Origin of the sequence: Saliphagus sp. LR7 (assembly GCF_003344565.1) — an archaeon.
GTDB lineage: Archaea > Halobacteriota > Halobacteria > Halobacteriales > Natrialbaceae > Saliphagus > Saliphagus infecundisoli.
On the sequence record NZ_QPND01000007.1, the window covers coordinates 138,085 to 153,552 of the forward strand.

General features: G+C 67.8%; 17 protein-coding genes and 1 tRNA gene. 12 read left to right on the forward strand and 6 right to left on the reverse strand.

Annotated elements, in window-relative coordinates; genetic code table 11:
• Position 1: 1 nt before the first annotated feature.
• The 5 genes from DVH23_RS11740 to DVH23_RS11760 all read left to right on the forward strand — a co-directional run bounded on the left by DVH23_RS11740 (position 2) and on the right by DVH23_RS11760 (position 4,923).
• The gene (locus tag DVH23_RS11740; protein WP_114577624.1) at positions 2-1,624 is read left to right on the forward strand and encodes an ABC transporter ATP-binding protein; all 1,623 of its coding nucleotides are present in this window, start codon (positions 2-4) and stop codon (positions 1,622-1,624) included.
• Positions 1,621-2,844, forward strand: coding sequence for an ABC transporter permease (locus DVH23_RS11745; RefSeq protein WP_114577625.1), 1,224 nt, complete (start codon positions 1,621-1,623; stop codon positions 2,842-2,844). The genes DVH23_RS11740 and DVH23_RS11745 overlap by 4 nt, the downstream gene beginning before the upstream one ends.
• Positions 2,837-3,904: an ABC transporter permease gene (locus tag DVH23_RS11750; protein WP_114577626.1), complete on the forward strand. Its 1,068-nt coding sequence runs from the start codon at positions 2,837-2,839 to the stop codon at positions 3,902-3,904. Before DVH23_RS11745 ends, DVH23_RS11750 begins: the two co-directional genes overlap by 8 nt.
• A gap of 123 nt (positions 3,905-4,027) precedes the next feature.
• Positions 4,028-4,423 (forward strand): cytidine deaminase, encoded by a 396-nt coding sequence (gene cdd / locus DVH23_RS11755; protein WP_232833751.1) that lies wholly within the window; start codon positions 4,028-4,030, stop codon positions 4,421-4,423.
• 53 nt (positions 4,424-4,476) lie between these two features.
• Positions 4,477-4,923 (forward strand): NYN domain-containing protein, encoded by a 447-nt coding sequence (locus tag DVH23_RS11760; RefSeq protein WP_114577628.1) that lies wholly within the window; start codon positions 4,477-4,479, stop codon positions 4,921-4,923.
• Here the strand turns inward: DVH23_RS11760 and DVH23_RS11765 are convergent.
• Complete coding sequence (locus DVH23_RS11765; protein WP_114577629.1) at positions 4,920-6,515, reverse strand: S8 family peptidase; 1,596 nt, start codon at positions 6,513-6,515, stop codon at positions 4,920-4,922. The two genes, DVH23_RS11760 and DVH23_RS11765, sit on opposite strands and share 4 nt — an antisense overlap.
• Positions 6,516-6,674: 159 nt before the next feature.
• Between DVH23_RS11765 and DVH23_RS11770 the strand changes: the two genes are divergently transcribed.
• The 5 genes from DVH23_RS11770 (at position 6,675) to DVH23_RS11790 (ending at position 11,107) form a co-directional block, all read left to right on the forward strand.
• Positions 6,675-7,538: a TatD family hydrolase gene (locus tag DVH23_RS11770; RefSeq protein ID WP_114577630.1), complete on the forward strand. Its 864-nt coding sequence runs from the start codon at positions 6,675-6,677 to the stop codon at positions 7,536-7,538.
• Between the two features lie 73 nt (positions 7,539-7,611).
• Positions 7,612-9,435: a carbamoyltransferase C-terminal domain-containing protein gene (locus DVH23_RS11775; RefSeq protein ID WP_114577631.1), complete on the forward strand. Its 1,824-nt coding sequence runs from the start codon at positions 7,612-7,614 to the stop codon at positions 9,433-9,435.
• A 174-nt stretch (positions 9,436-9,609) separates the two neighbouring features.
• The gene (locus tag DVH23_RS11780; RefSeq protein WP_114577632.1) at positions 9,610-9,891 is read left to right on the forward strand and encodes a winged helix-turn-helix domain-containing protein; all 282 of its coding nucleotides are present in this window, start codon (positions 9,610-9,612) and stop codon (positions 9,889-9,891) included.
• 49 nt (positions 9,892-9,940) lie between these two features.
• Positions 9,941-10,246, forward strand: coding sequence for a hypothetical protein (locus tag DVH23_RS11785; protein WP_114577633.1), 306 nt, complete (start codon positions 9,941-9,943; stop codon positions 10,244-10,246).
• A 150-nt stretch (positions 10,247-10,396) separates the two neighbouring features.
• Positions 10,397-11,107 (forward strand): ferritin-like domain-containing protein, encoded by a 711-nt coding sequence (locus DVH23_RS11790; protein WP_114577700.1) that lies wholly within the window; start codon positions 10,397-10,399, stop codon positions 11,105-11,107.
• 83 nt (positions 11,108-11,190) lie between these two features.
• Here DVH23_RS11790 and DVH23_RS11795 read toward each other — a convergent pair whose 3' ends face one another.
• The 5 genes from DVH23_RS11795 to DVH23_RS11815 form a co-directional block, all read right to left on the reverse strand.
• A complete protein-coding gene (locus DVH23_RS11795) occupies positions 11,191-11,769 on the reverse strand; it encodes a magnesium transporter (protein WP_114577634.1) in 579 nt (192 codons plus the stop codon).
• Entirely contained in the window at positions 11,769-12,338 is a 570-nt protein-coding gene (locus DVH23_RS11800; protein ID WP_114577635.1) for a magnesium transporter, read from the reverse strand. Before DVH23_RS11800 ends, DVH23_RS11795 begins: the two co-directional genes overlap by 1 nt.
• Before the next feature lie 70 nt (positions 12,339-12,408).
• Positions 12,409-12,810: a CopG family transcriptional regulator gene (locus tag DVH23_RS11805; protein ID WP_114577636.1), complete on the reverse strand. Its 402-nt coding sequence runs from the start codon at positions 12,808-12,810 to the stop codon at positions 12,409-12,411.
• 292 nt (positions 12,811-13,102) lie between these two features.
• A tRNA-Gly gene (locus tag DVH23_RS11810) sits at positions 13,103-13,173 on the reverse strand.
• 51 nt (positions 13,174-13,224) lie between these two features.
• Positions 13,225-13,896, reverse strand: coding sequence for a class I SAM-dependent methyltransferase (locus tag DVH23_RS11815; RefSeq protein ID WP_114577637.1), 672 nt, complete (start codon positions 13,894-13,896; stop codon positions 13,225-13,227).
• A 97-nt stretch (positions 13,897-13,993) separates the two neighbouring features.
• On the opposite strand from DVH23_RS11815, the gene DVH23_RS11820 reads away from it, so the two are divergent.
• Positions 13,994-14,464 carry a DUF5793 family protein gene (locus tag DVH23_RS11820; RefSeq protein WP_114577638.1) on the forward strand — a complete coding sequence of 157 codons (471 nt, stop codon included), beginning with the start codon at positions 13,994-13,996 and terminating at the stop codon, positions 14,462-14,464.
• 31 nt (positions 14,465-14,495) lie between these two features.
• Positions 14,496-15,440, forward strand: coding sequence for a DUF6293 family protein (locus DVH23_RS11825; protein ID WP_114577639.1), 945 nt, complete (start codon positions 14,496-14,498; stop codon positions 15,438-15,440).
• The last annotated feature ends 28 nt before the right edge of the window (positions 15,441-15,468 follow it).

Below are 15,468 nucleotides of genomic sequence, written 5' to 3' on the forward strand. Positions count from 1 at the left end.
CATGAGCGAGTCGGAGGGAGATACGGTAGCGGGACGGTCGGCAGGCGAGAGCGACCTCGGGGTCCATCTGGACGGGATCACCAAGCGGTTCTCGGACGTGGTCGCGAACGACGACGTCGATCTCCGCGTCGAGCGGGGGTCCGTCCACGCCCTGCTGGGCGAGAACGGCGCCGGAAAGACGACGCTGATGAACCTCCTCTACGGGCTCTACGAGCCCGACGAGGGCCGCGTCGTCGTCGATGGCCGGGAACGCGGGTTCGACCGGCCGCGCGACGCCATCGACGCCGGAATCGGGATGATTCACCAGCACTTCATGCTCGTGGACACGATGACCGTCGCGGAGAACGTCGCGCTCGGCAACGAGCCCCGCAAATGGTTCGGGCTCGCGGTCGACCGCGCGCGCATCGACCGCGAGATCCGCGACCTCTGTGACCGGTACGGCTTTTCCGTCGATCCAGACGCGCGGATCGGGGACGTGAGCGTCGGCGTCCGCCAGCGCGTCGAGATCATCAAGGCGCTCTATCGCGGCGCGGACGTATTGATCCTGGACGAGCCGACGGCCGTGCTCACCCCCCAGGAGGTCGAGGACCTCTACGACGTCTTGGCGGAGCTGACCGCCCAGGGAAAGACGATCATCTTCATCACCCACAAGCTGGGCGAGGCGACTCACGCGGCAGACGCGATCACCGTCCTCCGGGACGGCGAGTCGGTCGGAACCGTAGACCCCGAGGGAACGAGCCGGGCGGAACTCGCCGAACTCATGGTCGGACGGGAGGTGTTGCTGGAGGCCGAGACGGAGCCCGTCGAGACCGGCGAGACGGTCCTCTCGGTTTCGGACCTCTCGGTGATCGACGACCGCGACGTTCCCGTCGTCTCGGGGATCGACCTCGACGTGCGGGCCGGCGAGGTCGTCGGGATCGCCGGCGTCGACGGCAACGGCCAGGCCGAACTGGTCGAGGCGGTCGCCGGCCTTCGCACGCCCGACGCGGGGACGGTTCGCTTTTCGGGTCGCGACGTCACCGACTGGTCGCGCCGGAAGCGCATCGAGTCGGGGATGGCCTACGTCCCCGAGGACCGTCAGGAGCGCGGACTCGTCATGCCCTTCGACCTCGTCGAGAACGCCGTCCTCGGGAGCCAGCGGGGCCCGGCGTTCGCGGGCGACGGCCGGATCGACTGGGCGGCGGTCCGCGATCACGCCGAGGACGTGGTCGGGACCTACGACGTCCGGCCCGCCACGACCGACGCCGAGGCGGCCGACCTCTCGGGGGGCAATCAACAGAAGTTCGTCGTCGGCCGGGAACTCGAGCGCGACCCCGACCTCCTCGTCGCGACCCACCCGACTCGCGGGGTCGACATCGGCTCGACGGAGTTCGTCCACGACCGTCTGCTCGAGCTCCGCCGCGATGGGGTCGCGACCCTGCTGGTCTCCTCGAACTTGGAGGAGGTCCGGTCGCTCTCGGATCGGCTGGCGGTGATCTACGAGGGGGAGTTCGTCGACGTGGTCGATCCCGACGCCGTCACCGAGGAGGAACTCGGCCTGCTGATGGCCGGCGAGCACCCCGAGGGGACGACCGAGTCAGAGACCGAACCCCCGGTCGGGGGCGAGGGGGGTGACGAGCGATGAGGGATCGGATCGAGGGGCTGATCGGGCGTCTCGTCCGCGCGTCGATCGTCGAGCGGGTCGCCATCGCGGCCGCCGCCCTGGTCGCCGCGGTCGTCGTCGGCGGCGTCCTCGTCTTCGTCTCCGGGGGCTTTGCCTCGTGTGCGAGCGGGCTGGACCTGGCGGGCTGGACGTTCTGTTACAACCCGATGCAGGTCTACTACGAGCTGTTCCTCGGCGCGCTCGGCCATCCCCTCGAGGGCGGCTGGCACGTCCACAACTTCAGCCTCGCGACGACGCTCCGGGAGACGACGCTGCTCGCCTTCGCCGGGCTCTCTGTCGCCGTCGCCTTCCGAGCGGGGCTGTTCAACATCGGCACCCAGGGACAGCTCGTCGTCGGGGGCCTGCTGACGGCGGTGACCGTCCTCTTCGCCGCCCGGTTCGTCCCCGGCGGCGCCGTCGGAACCCTCGTACTCGTTCCTCTCGGCGTGCTGGCGGGCGCGGTCGGCGGCGGGTTCTACGGCGCGATCCCCGGCGCACTGAAGGCCTACGGCGGCGCAAACGAGGTGATCACGACGATCATGCTCAACTTCGTTGCGGTCGGAGTCACTTCGACGCTTTTGTCCTGGCGGTTTCAGGACCCCGAGAGCGCGAACCCCCAGACCCGCGCCGTCCCCGAGTACGCCGAGATCCCCACGATCCCCGTGATCGGCTACAGCCCCCGGCTGGACTTCTCGCTTCTCGCCCTCGGGTTCGCCGTCGCGTTGATGGTCGGGCTCGCCTGGATGCTCGCCCGGACCTCCTTCGGCTACGAGCTCCGGGTCAGCGGGGTCCAGCCGGAGGCGGCCCGCTACGGCGGCGTCGCCGAGAAACGCATGACCGTCGCGAGCATGACTCTCTCGGGCGCCCTCGGGGGGATCGCCGGCGCGTTTTGGGTCCTGATGCAACACGGCCGCTGGCTCGAGAACGTCCCCTCGCTGGGGTTCGACGGGATCGCCGTCTCGATCCTCGCGGGGAACAATCCGCTGGGCGTCGGCGCAGCCGCCTTCCTCTTCGGCGTGCTCTCGAGCGGCGGCCGGTCGATCAACACCGCGACGGACGTTCCCCCCGAACTGGTCGGCGTCGTCTCGGGGCTGATCATCCTGTTCGTCGCGATGCCGGAGTTCTTCCGGATGATCGGCCGGCAGTTCCTCGACGTCGACGAGAAACCCGCCCGCGGAACCGGGGGTGGGGCCGATGAGTGACCTCCTCTCGCGTCGGAGCGCCGCCGTCGCCCTCGCGGTCCTCGCGGCGATCACGATTGCGGCCGGGCTCGCCTTTCCCGACTCGTGGCTGGGGACCGTCCTTTCCGTGCTGGCCAGCCCGGGCACACACACCGCGATGCTCCGGCTCGCCGTCCCGATCGCGCTCGCGGCCATCGGAGGGATCTTCGCCGAGAAGAGCGGCGTCATCAACATCGGGCTCGAGGGCCTGCTGATCGTCTCCGCGTTCTCGGCGATCCTCGTCACCTTCCGGCTGGGTGCCGGCGAGTCGACCGCGTTGCTTTCGAACCACTGGTGGGGGTTCGCGGTCGGCGTGATCGTGAGCACGCTGTTCGCCCTGCTCTTTGCGGTCGTCTGCATCGAGTTCGAGGCCGACCAGATCATCGCCGGGCTGGCGGTCTGGCTGATCGCGCTCGGGCTCGCGCCGTTTGCCTCCCGGATCGTCTTCGACAGCCCGAACACCGGCAACGTCGGCACGTTCGATGCCGTCACCGTTCCCGTGCTCTCGGAGATCCCCGTCCTGGGCTACCTGCTGTTCGACACCGGCCCGGACGTCTACGTGATGCTCATCGCGGCGGTCGCGGGCTGGTACCTGCTGGCCAGGACCCGCTTCGGACGCTGGGTCGAGGCCAGCGGCGAGAACCCGAAGGCCCTCGATACGGCGGGCGTCGACGTCCGGAAGGTCCGCTACGCCGCCGTCTTGCTCTCGGGGATCTTCGCCGGCCTCGGCGGCGCCGGCTTCGCGCTCGGCCAGCTTGGCACCTTTGCGGGCGGCGGCGAGACCGACATCGGGGGCCGGGGCTTTATCGCCATCGCGACCTACCTCTTTGCGAACTACCATCCCATCGGCGCGCTCGCCGGCTCCTTTCTCTTTGCGGGCCTGGATGCCGTCCAGATCCGGCTGCAGACCTACGGCTACGCCGTCCCGACCGAGCTCATCCGGACGATCCCCTACGTTACCGTGATCGCCGTCCTCGTCCTCTTCGGGAAGACGCGGCTCCCGGAGGCGGCCGGCGAGCCCTACGATCCCGACGAGGACTGAGACGGTCGGAGACGAGTCAGTGCACCGTCGATCGCAATGCGGTGTGCGATCAAACGGTAAATCGTCGTCTCCGACGGTATGACGAACCGATGCACCGATGGGCCTGGGGATCGACCTCCGCCTATGACCGATCGCCAGGACCTGATCGAGGCCGCCCGCGAGATCCAGACCGAAGCCCACGTCCCCTACTCGGAGTACCGCGTCGGCGCCGCCATAGAGACCGAAGACGGCGAGGTCTACACGGGCTGCAACATCGAGAACGCCAACTACAGCAACAGCTTGCACGCGGAGGAGGTCGCCATCGGAAAGGCGATCGCCGACGGCCACCGCGACTTCTCCCGGATCGTCGTCAGCTCCTCGCGGCGGGACGGCGTCACCCCCTGTGGGATGTGTCGCCAGACGCTCGCGGAGTTCTGTGGCGAGGAGTTTCCGGTGTTCTGTGACGCGGACGGCGAGGTCGAGGCGTACACCCTCGGCGAGCTCCTCCCGGCGGCGATCAGCGAGGAGACCTTGGAGTAGCGACGACCGCGAGCGACCGCCACACCTATCCCCCGCTCCCCGAAACGAGGGCCATGCTCGAGCGCCTCCGGAAGCGGGTCCGCGGCAACGGCGAGCCGGTCGTCGGCCTCTTCGTCGACGGGCCGAACGTCCTCCGCGAGGAGTTCGACGTCGATCTCGACGACGTTCGCGAGGCCGGGACCGGCTTCGGTCGCCTCGGCGTCTGCCGGCTCTACCTGAACGAACACGCCACCCCGGGACTGATCCAGGCCGCCGAGGCGAGGGGGTTCGAGGTCGTCGTCACCAGCGGCGACGTCGACGTCCGCCTCGCGGTCGACGCGACCGCCCTCGCCGACGCTATCGACGTCCTCGCGGTCGTCTCACGGGATACGGACTTCAAACCAGTCGTCGAGCACGCCGGCCGGAACGGGCTCCGGACGGTCGCGATCGCCCCCGGGTCCTATGGAGGGTCGGACGCGCTCCCGAACGCCGCCGACGAGTCGATGAGCCTCGAGGACTAGATCCCCTTCTCGGTGATCTCTAAGTCGTAGGTGCCGCTGCCCGACCAGGCGTCGACCATCACGTACAGCGGTTCCTGGCTGGGGTCGTCGACGACGATCTCCTCGTTGCTACCCCAGTTGTACGACCGGTGATCGTAGCTCGCGGTCGTCGGACAGCCCCCGCCCTCGTTGGCGTAGAGGTCGAAGGTCGCGTCCGAGGGCCCCTGGAGGTCGACGACGACCTGGCAGGTGTCCGCGAGCTCCCACTCGTAGGACCAGCAGTCGGAGCCGCCGCTCGAGAGCGACTGATCGGAGATGGCGGTCGTCGTTCGGGCGTCACCACAGGTACCCCCGCCCCCGCCGCCTCCGCCGCCACCGCCGTCGCCGGGTTCGGTGCCGACCGCGGCCTCGGCGTCGACGCGACCCGAACCCTGTTCGTCGGCCGAGAGGCCGACGTCCTCGGCGGTGTTCTTCAGATGCATCCGGGTGTCGGCGGTGTCCGTTCCCCACTGCGAGATCGCGAGTCCGGCGACGCCGGCGACGACCGGCGAGGCCATCGAGGTCCCCGAGAGCTGGTCGTAGTCGTCCCAGGGTATCGTCGAGAGCACGTTACTGCCGGGCGCACAGAGTTCGATCTCCTCGCCGACGTTCGAGTAGGCCGCGAGCGAGCCGTCGGGGTCGAGCGCCGAGACGGCCAGACACTCGTCGTAGGCCGCGGGGTAGGAGACGCTCGCCCCGTAGTCGTTGCCCGCGGCGGCGACGACGAGCGAGCCCTGGTTCTGGGCGTAGGAGACGGCGTTTTGCATCGTGGTCGTCGAACCGCCGCCACCCAGCGAGAGGTTGACCACGTCGGCGCCCTGGTCGGCCGACCACGTGATCGCGTCGGCGATGTCCGACAGCGAGCCGCCGCCGCTCTCGTCCAACGCGCGCGCCGAGAGCAGCGAGCAATCGCTGATCCCGGCGTGGCCGGTCCCGTTGTCGGTGCCGCCCGCGGCGATCCCGCCGACGTGGGTGCCGTGGTTCTCGTCTTGCTGGACGGGATAGGGGTCGGCGTCGCCGCCCGCGAAGTCCCGACCGTAGTTCGAGACGCTGCCGTCCACGTTCCCCTCGAGGTCGGCGTGGTCGTACTGGATCCCCTGGTCGACCACCGATATCGTCACGTCGGAATCACCCAGGGTGGCGTCCCAGGCGCCCTCACAGCCCACCATCTCCGGGGCGTACTGGTCGCCGTAGCGGGGATCGTTCGGGGTGAAAAGCGCCTCGAACGTGACGTTCGGTTCGGCGTACCGGACGTGCTCTTTCCGGGTGATCGTGTTTACAAAGTTCTCGCGTGCGCGGTTGGGGGTGTGGCTCGGGAACTTCACCGCGACGTAGCCGATCCGGTCGTTCGAGCCGACGACCTTCGCTCTCCCGGGAACGTGACGACGGACCGATCCCTCGAGATCGGAGACGGCGCCCTTGGCGACGCCGACGAGGATCTCGTCTTTCTTCGGCCCCGCTCCCCGCCCAGGGGTCGCGACGGTGAGCCCCGAGAACAGCCCGCCAGCGCCGGCGGCGCCGAGGAGTTTCAGCGCGGTTCGCCTGTCGACTGCCGGAGTGTCATCGTCTGGCATGACGTACCGTCCCGAAGTAGTTACCAACGGGAATTACTTTCGGTATTCGGAGAGTGTACGACGGGGTGGTAGGTCGCGTGCCACTGTCGGTGCCGTCGCCCGTCTGCGTGTCCGGCACGAACCGCCGGACTTCTATCGCTCCGATCCGAACGTCCGTCGATGACCGACCCCGATACGCCCGTTCTGGACAACCACCTCCATCTCGACCCCGACAACGGGCGGGGGCTCGCCGCCGTCGACGACTTCCGGCGGATGGGCGGGACCCACCTGATCGTGGTGAACAAACCGTCCTGGCATCTGGGCCAGGACGTCGAGGGAGGCGAGGAGTTCCGGCCCGTCTTCGATCGCACCCTCGATGTCGTCGCGGAAGCCGCCGACCGGCTCCCGGGAACCGCGTGGCCCGTCCTGGGCGTCCATCCCGGACTCGTGACCCGGCTAGTCGACGACCGGGGGCTCTCCCCCGAGCGCGCGGGCGACCTCATGATCGAGGGTCTCGAGCTCGCGGCCGACTACGTCGCGGAGGGGGAGGCTCTCGGGTTGAAGTCCGGGCGACCCCACTACGACGTTCCGGAGGCGGTGTGGGAGGCGTCCAACCGGGTCATGCGCCGGGCGTTCTCCCTCGGCGCCGACCTCGACTGTGCCGTCCAGCTCCACACTGAGGAAAGCGAGGACCTCACCGTGGTCGCGGGCTGGGCCGAAGAGACGGGGCTTCCGGCCCACCGCGTCGTCAAACACTACGCCAGCGGCCGTCTGGCGGGCCCGACCCCGAGCGTCATGTCCGAGAAGGATTGGCTCCAGGAGGCCGCCGAGCGCGGCGACCCCTTCCTGATGGAGACCGACTTCGTCGACGACCCCGACCGGCCCGGCGCGGTGCTCGGGCCAAAAACGGTCCCTCGACGGGTCGACTGGCTCGAGGCGGAGGGGCACGCCGAGGCGATCCGGACTGCCCACGTCGAGACGCCTCGACTGGTGTACGGGGTCGACACCGAGGCCACCCTCGATCCGGGGGGTGAGAACGGATGACCCGGCCCGATCGGTTGCATGGGTATTTTTATAGCCACCTTCCCTCTTGCGGACCAACAACTCTCCGTCACGTATGAGTCCCCCACAGTACACGCTCGCCTTCAAACCCGCAATCGGCCTCTACGGGCAACACGACCCGAGCTCCGTCCTCTTCGAGGATGGGGTCCCCGTCTTCGGGATCGAGGAGGAGCGCCTGACGCGTCAGAAACACGCCGTCGAGACGTTCCCCCGGCTGGCGATCGAGGCCTGCCTCGACTACCGCGGGCTCGAGCTCTCCGAGGTCGACCGCGTCCTCCTTCCCTACGACCCGAGCCTCCGCTCGCGCATCCGCTCGCACTATCTCGGCGACGCGCTCCGGGCGCCCGGGATCGCCCGGAAGCTCTCCGCTCTGGAACGGACCCTGGTCGCCGAGATCCGGGGGAACTTCCTGCCGACCCGGGAGATCGAGACCAAACTCGCGGAGATCGGTACCCCGGTCCCCGAGGTCGAAACACGCTCCCATCACCTCTGTCACGCCGCAAGCGCCTTCCACCCCTCCGGCTTTTCGGAGGCCGCGGTGTTGACGATCGACGCGAAAGGTGAGTACGACTCGACGGTCGTCTGGCACGGCTCAGATCGGGGCCTGAAACGGCTGCGAACGTACGACCACCCCAACAGCCTCGGACTGTTCTTCGCGATCGTCACCGAGTTCCTGGGCTACCGGATGTTCAACGGCGAGGGGAAGGTGATGGGACTGGCCCCCTACGGCCGGGAGAACCCCGGGATCGAGCGCGCGCTCCGCGGGCTGGTCGACCTCGGGGTCGATTACGACGTGACGCCGCTGACCCGGCGCTGGGGGACGGGCTACGGCGTCAACGTCCTGGAGGATATTTTCGACCGGTCGCGGACCGAGACCCCCGGCGAGTTCGACCAGTGGGAGAAAGATCTCGCGTACACCGCCCAGAAGCTCTTGGAGGAGACGGTCGTCGAGATCGCCGAGGACGCCGTCTCGAAGACGGGCGCCTCGAACGTGGCGCTCTCGGGCGGGGTCGCCCTGAACTGCAAGCTCAACAAGCGGATCCGGGAGTCCCCCGCCGTCGAGTCGACGTTCGTCCAGCCCGTCGCCAACGACGCGGGCCTCGCGCTGGGTGCCGGCTGGGTCGACCAACACCCCTCGGAGGTCGAGCGCCAGTCGACGGTCTACCTCGGTCCCGCCTACGACGACGACCAGATCGAACGACGTCTCCGGACCAACAAGATCCCCTACGCCACCCCCGACGACGTAGAGGGCTACGTCGCCTCCCGGCTCGCCGAGGGTGCGCTGGTTGGCTGGTTCCAGGGCCGTATGGAGATGGGTCCTCGGGCCCTGGGCGCCAGAAGCATCCTCGCCGACCCCCGTTCGATCGAGTCCAGGGATCGGGTCAACGAGTTCGTCAAACACCGCGAGGAGTGGCGTCCGTTCGCCCCCTCGATGAAAGAGGAGGCCGCCCCAGACTACCTCGTCGATGGTGCGCCCTCCCCCTTCATGATCGACACGTTCGACGTCCGCCCGGAGAAAGTAGAGGACCTCGCCGCGGTCGTCCACCCCGCCGACGACACGACCCGGCCCCAGACCGTCCGGGAGGACCAGCATCCCCGCTACTACCGCCTGCTCTCCGCGTTCGAGGAGATCACCGGGGTGCCGGTCGTGCTCAACACCTCCTTCAACGACCACGGCGAGCCGATCGTCAACACGCCCACCGAGGCGATCAAGGACTTCTACGGGATGGGCCTGGACGCCCTCGTCCTCGGCGACTACGTCCTCGAGAAGGACCCCGCCCGGTTCGACTCGATGGAGGAGTTGGCCGACTCCGCGACCGTTCCCGACGTCGCGCAGTCGGCTTCGGAGGGTCGATCCCCCGTCATCTCGGGGTCCTGAGCTCCCCGGAGCGGACGCTGGGAAACTCGCAGTTCGATGGCGCTGTGGAGACCGCCCGAACCGTTCGGGAGCGAGAGACGGCCACACTCCGGCGACGGGAGGTCGCCGCGGCAAGCGGGACGTCCCGTTGCTGGTTCTGGGACGTTTATAACCCTCCGTGCGAACACCGACACGATGGAGGCCGTTCTGTGGTACGTGCTCACGGGGACGCGGGGCGGGCCCAACCGCCTCCGGATCCTCGATGCGCTCGACGCGAAGCCACGGAACGCGAACCAGCTCGCCGAGGCCCTCGAGCTCGATTACAAGACGGTCCGCCACCACCTGGACGTGCTCGTCGAGAACGGGATCCTGCGGACGAGCGGCGACGACTACGGCGCCGTCTACCTCCCGACCGAGCGGGCGAACCACAACTGGGACACCGTCGAGGAGATCATGGAGTCAATGGACGAACTATGAACGGATTTGGGACAGCGTATATCCCCACGGGATTGCAAGGAGGGGTTGGATGTCGATCTGGATAGACGCGGCACGGCTCTCGACGGCCGTCAACGTCCTCATCCTCCTCGCGCTGAGTTACATCTGGGCGCGAAACTACCTCCGGATCCGCTCGAAACACGTCATGGGGCTGCTGATCTTCGCCCTGCTCTTGCTCGCCGAGAACGCCCTCGCGTTCTACTACTACCTCATCCATGAGGACCTCTCGGCCTGGTTCGCCACCGGCGTCCCGGTCATCGCCTGGCGCGCGATGTTGATCCTCCACGTCCTCGAGACGGCCGCGCTCGCCTTCCTGCTGTGGGTCACCTGGGAGTAATCACGGACGTCTCGATCCCCCGTTCGTCTCTCGCCGTCGATGGTACGTGTAGGAAGGGGTCGCCCGTTGTGGGCCCAAATTGGGTGAGAGTTCGGTAAATCTTCATACGTGTTTCGGGGGTCCGTTCTGATGCGCTTCGAGCGCACCACCATGACCGACGAGAGATCCACGAACGACGACACAGCACAGTCACGGTTCAACAGCTCCTCGCGGCGGCGCTTCCTCGGCACGTCGGCGCTGCTCGGCGCGGGCGCACTCGCCGCGACGGCGCCGGCGTCGGCGACCACCCTGACCTCCATGGACGGCCACGACGGAAGCGAGGGGACCGACGACGGCCCCTCGGACGCCGACATCCTGAACTTCGCGCGAACGCTCGAGTTCCTCGAGGCCCGCTTCTACCGGGAGGGCCTCGATACGATCGGCGAGCACGACCTCCACTGCTCGGAGCCCCTCCGGATGATCGGCGGCCCGATCCAGGACGACGCCTACGGGGAGCTCCGGGTCATCCAGGCCCACGAGGAGGCCCACGTCGAGGCCCTCGGGGACGCGATCGAGGGACTGGGCGGCGAGCCGGTCGCCGAACCCGAGTTCGACTTCGGGACGGCGACCGAGGACCCCGTGGAGTTCCTCGCGACCGCCGCGACCCTCGAGACCACCGGCGTCGCCGCCTACGCCGGCGCGGCCCCGCTGATCGAGAACGCCGAGTTGATCCCCTCCGCACTGGGCATCCACAGCGTCGAGGCCCGCCACAGCTCGTTCCTGAACGTGCTCAACGGCGAGAGCGGGTTCCCCGAGGCCGTCGACCAGCCGCTGACGATGGACGAGGTCCTCGAACGCGCCGGTCCCTTCATCGTCGAATAACCCTCGTCGAGCCGTTTTCACCCCCGCTGGCGCCCTACCCGGTTCGAGCGGTCCCGTTCTCTAGCTGCCGTGGCACCCCTCAATCATGCACCGAGGACGATCCCCGAGACGCCGAGGAAGACGAGCATCCCGCAGACGTCGACGACGTTCGTGACGATCGGGATCGTGGTGTCGTCGGGGTCGATCCCGAGGCGGTAGGAGGCGTAGGTCGTCGCCAGACTGAAGACGATGGCGATGACGGCGACCGACATCCCGCTGGCGAGCGAGATGACGAGCAGGGTCGGGAGGGGCAGTCCGAAGCCGAAGGCGGCGCCGACGGCGTAGGCGCCGACCGCCAGCGCCGTAAAGACCGTCGCCGCGAGCGCGAGGATCGCACCGACGTTGGCCCACAGAACCCGGTCTGTGGGAGAGATCTCGGTCGTCCCCAGGTGAAAGCGGGTCGTGAGTCGCGCCGAGAGGATCGCCCCCAGGTTGCCCCCCGTCCCGATCATCGTCGGCACCATCACCGCGAGGATGCCGTACTCCGCGAGCAGCGCCTCGGCGTCCTCCAGGGTGATCCCCGCGGCGAGGACGACGGTCGAGAGCACGACGAGCAACGGGAACATGGTTCGGACGATGTGTCGGGCGTCCCAGCTTCCCAGCGCCCCCTTCGGGACGGCCATCAGGCGATCACCTCGACGATCAGGACCGACAACAGCAGGAAGACCATCCCGAACACGTCACCCAGGGTGGTGACGATCGGCCCCACGAGGTTGTCGGGGTCGTAGCCGCGTTCGTAGCCCACGAAGATCAGCGCCAGGAGTCCGCCGATCAGCACGACCGAGGTCAATACCCCCGAGAGAAGCATGATGGCGACGAACTCGGCGAGGGCCGCCGACTCCCAGCCCAGTACGAAGAGCGCGATCCGGGTGAGCACGGCGATGACGACCGAGATCCCGACGGCGTTGACGAAGGAGGCGACGACCGCGTTGACCAGCCGCTCGTCCCAGGCGAACCGCGGCTCGATCAGGCCCTGGTGGAGCCCGCTGGAGATCCGTCCGCCGAGGGCGCCGTAGACGTTCCCCCGGGTGGCCAGGAAGACGGGCACCATCACGAGGAGTCCGGGAAACCGCGCGACGCTCTCGACGACTTCCTCTAGGACCACGCCCGAGAAGAGCCCGCCACAGAGCGCGACCAGCAGGACCGGGAGCGCCTCGCGGTAGATCGACCAGAGCTCCGTCCGGGCGTCCATACCGCTTGCTTCCCGACTCCGGTGTTAAATCTGGCGGGACCCCTGCGGAGAACGGATACGGGGAGCAGTCTCAGATCGGGCCCGACCCCGGGCTCTCGCGGTAGGAGCCGAGCAGTTCCTCCAGGATGATACACTCCTGGTCGGTCGGGTCGTAGTGGGTATCGATGAAGCGCTCGGCGGCCTCGTAGTCGCTCCGGAGGCCGTGTTTCCGGACGGTAATGACGGCGTCGAGAAAGAAGGTGCCGCCGTCGGTACCGAACGCGACTTCGGGGTCGGCGCTGTCGATGTCGAGTTCGGACTTGATCTCGTCGTAGTTGAACGTCTCGGGCTCGTGATCGGAATCGATGAGGGTCAGGACGTACTCCGCGGAGAACCGGTAGAACTCCGACTTGCTCTCGAACATACCGTCTTCGACGAGGCCGTCGATCCGGTCGACGACCGCGTCGGGATATCTGACGGTATCCTTCGCCATACCCTCACTATCTCGGGCCGAGATAATGATTGTTTCGGCATCTCGTCGCGGGGAGAAACGTCTGACGTACGGTTCGTGACGGAGTCGGGTCCGTCGGCGGATCCCGTTCTCGGCGGCGACCCATCGGAGAGACGAACATCGGATCACTCACCGGTTTCGCCACAACAGTGCGCCGGCCGGGATTTGAACCACCTGAAGACGGTCGCGCTCGTTGCACTCGCGCGCTGCGTCTTCCGTCCTTCAAATCTCCGTCGTTTCGCATACACGCCTCTCACGTTCGTTCGAGACGGTATGCGCCGGCCGGGATTTGAACCCGGGCCATGAGCTTGGAAGGCTCAGGTCCTACCACTAGACCACCGGCGCGCGCCGTCGCGGTCGCCCGCCACGGAACAGCCATCCCTTTTCGTCGTTCGCTTAAGGGCGTTTCTGTTCCGGTGTGACGACCGCATAACAGTTCCCCTTCGCGGTCCAGACCTCCTCGACGGCGAGGCTACTCTCCGCGAGATCCGCTTCGAACTCCGCGGGCGCGTAGATGTGGTAGAACCGATCGACGACGGTGCCATCGGGGAGCGTCCAGTCGACGGTCGTGTCGAACCCTTCCTCGCCGGCTTCGTCTCCCCTCTCGTTCGCGAACTTGTCGTGGGTCGTCGCCCAGACGCTCACCAGGGCCCGGCCACCGGGGGCGAGGGCCCGCGCGAGTTCGTCCAAACTCGCGATCCTGGCTGCCCGGCTCGGCAGATGGTGGAGGGTCGCGACGTAGGTAGCGAGGTTCACTGCTCTCGAGGCGATCGGGAGGGCGCTCGCGTCGGCCTGGATCGGGTCGATACCGAACCCGCGCTCGCCGGCCCGGTCGCGGCCGGCCTCGAGCAGCCCGCGGCTGAGGTCGACGGCGAGGACGCGGTCGGCCCGCTCGGCAAGGAGTTCGGCGTGGCGGCAGTTGCCACAGCCGAGATCGAGGCCGGCTCCGGCGGGGTCGGCGTCGGCGACGAACGTCTCGACTTCGGGCCAGGGGTGTTCGCGCGTCGCGGCGAAGTGGGTCGCGATCCGGTCGTAGGTCGCACGGACGTCGTCGCGCCCCTCGTTCATGGTCGATCCAGGAGAGCGACGTCCTAAAGGATTCCCGCCCGCCGGCGATGGCGGGCGTTACGTTCATACCGTGGGAGGCCTAACTGGGAGACAGGTAATGAGGCGCGAGCACTTCACGCTTGAGGTCAGCAACGTCGGCTGGATCGACGCCGGCGGCGAACCCCGAAAACCGACCGTATCGATCGATTTCACTGGTCCGGAGTCGATGCTCCGCGAGCGCCTCACCGGAGCCGACGGCGAACCCCTGGAGGCCGGCCAGACCGACGTCTCGCTTCGACTCCAGGGCTCGCTTGGCACGGAGACGACCGGCGTCGTCAGCGTCACCAACCGCGTCACCGGTGACTTCGTCCTCGAACTCAACGAGGAGGCCGAGGACGTCCTTTCCTTTATCCGTGCGGCCCGGGGCTACGGCGAGACGGCGACCGACGACGACGGCCGGTACGTCGTCGAGATCGCCGCCGACGGCGAGGCGTTCGCCACCTACGACAAACGGACCTTCCTCGTCTACGACGACGAGGGGAATTTGTTGCGCCAGCACAGCCTCATCCCCAGCGGTGTCGAACTCTAGGGCTTATCACTCGGCCGACCCACCTTCGGGTATGCACACCCACATCGTCCCGGTCGGCTTCGACTACGACCGGCTGATCGCGCCCCTGGTTCGCGATCAGGCAGACGTCGATCGCGTTATTCTCTTAGAGGGCGCCGTCGGCAGCGAGGCAAACGTCGAGTACTCGAGGCATCTCTCTCGAAAGCTCGAGAACGACTTCGAGAACCTGCTCGGCGCGACCACCGAACGGTTCGTCCTGGAGGACGTCTACGACTACGACGACGCCTTCGAGCAGGCCTACGGGCTCATCACCGCCGAACTCGACCGGGGCAACGAGGTCTGGGTCAACGTCGCCGCGATGCCCCGGACGGTGAGCTTCGCCTTCGCGACCGCCGCGAACTCCCTGATGGTCGAACGCGAGGACGAACGCGAGGCGATCCACACCTACTACACCGCCCCCGAGAAGTATCTGGAGACCGAACTCGCCGAGGAGCTACGCACCCAGGCGGCCCTCCTAGAGGAACTCCTCGCGGAGGACGACACGGGCGATACGGGCGACGACCCCGCCGTCGGCAACGGCCGGGTCGAAGACCGACTCGAGAGCGCGCGAGACCTGCTCGCGGAGTTCGACGAGCGCGGGACGACGATCGGCGCCAAGGAGATCGACGGGAGCCACATCGTCGAGCTGCCGGTCGCCTCCTTCTCGAACGTCAAACCGTTCGAGGAGTTCATCCTCTACAAGCTGGGCGAGGACGGCGAGTTCGACTCGGTGTCGGAACTCGCCGAAGCGCTCGCCCGGGAGTTGAACGAGGAGTACACCGACAGCTTCCGCTCGAAGGTGATCTACAACGTGGATCGCCTGGGCCCCGGGGGGAAGGGCTACATCGAGCGCGAGGAACACGGAAAGTCCTACCGGACCCGCCTCTCGCGGATCGGCGAGCTATGGGTGCGGGCGCACTCCGACTCCGAGTCGGCTCCCGAAAGCGAGCGCGACTGACTCGCCCGACCGACCGGTTCCCGAAACC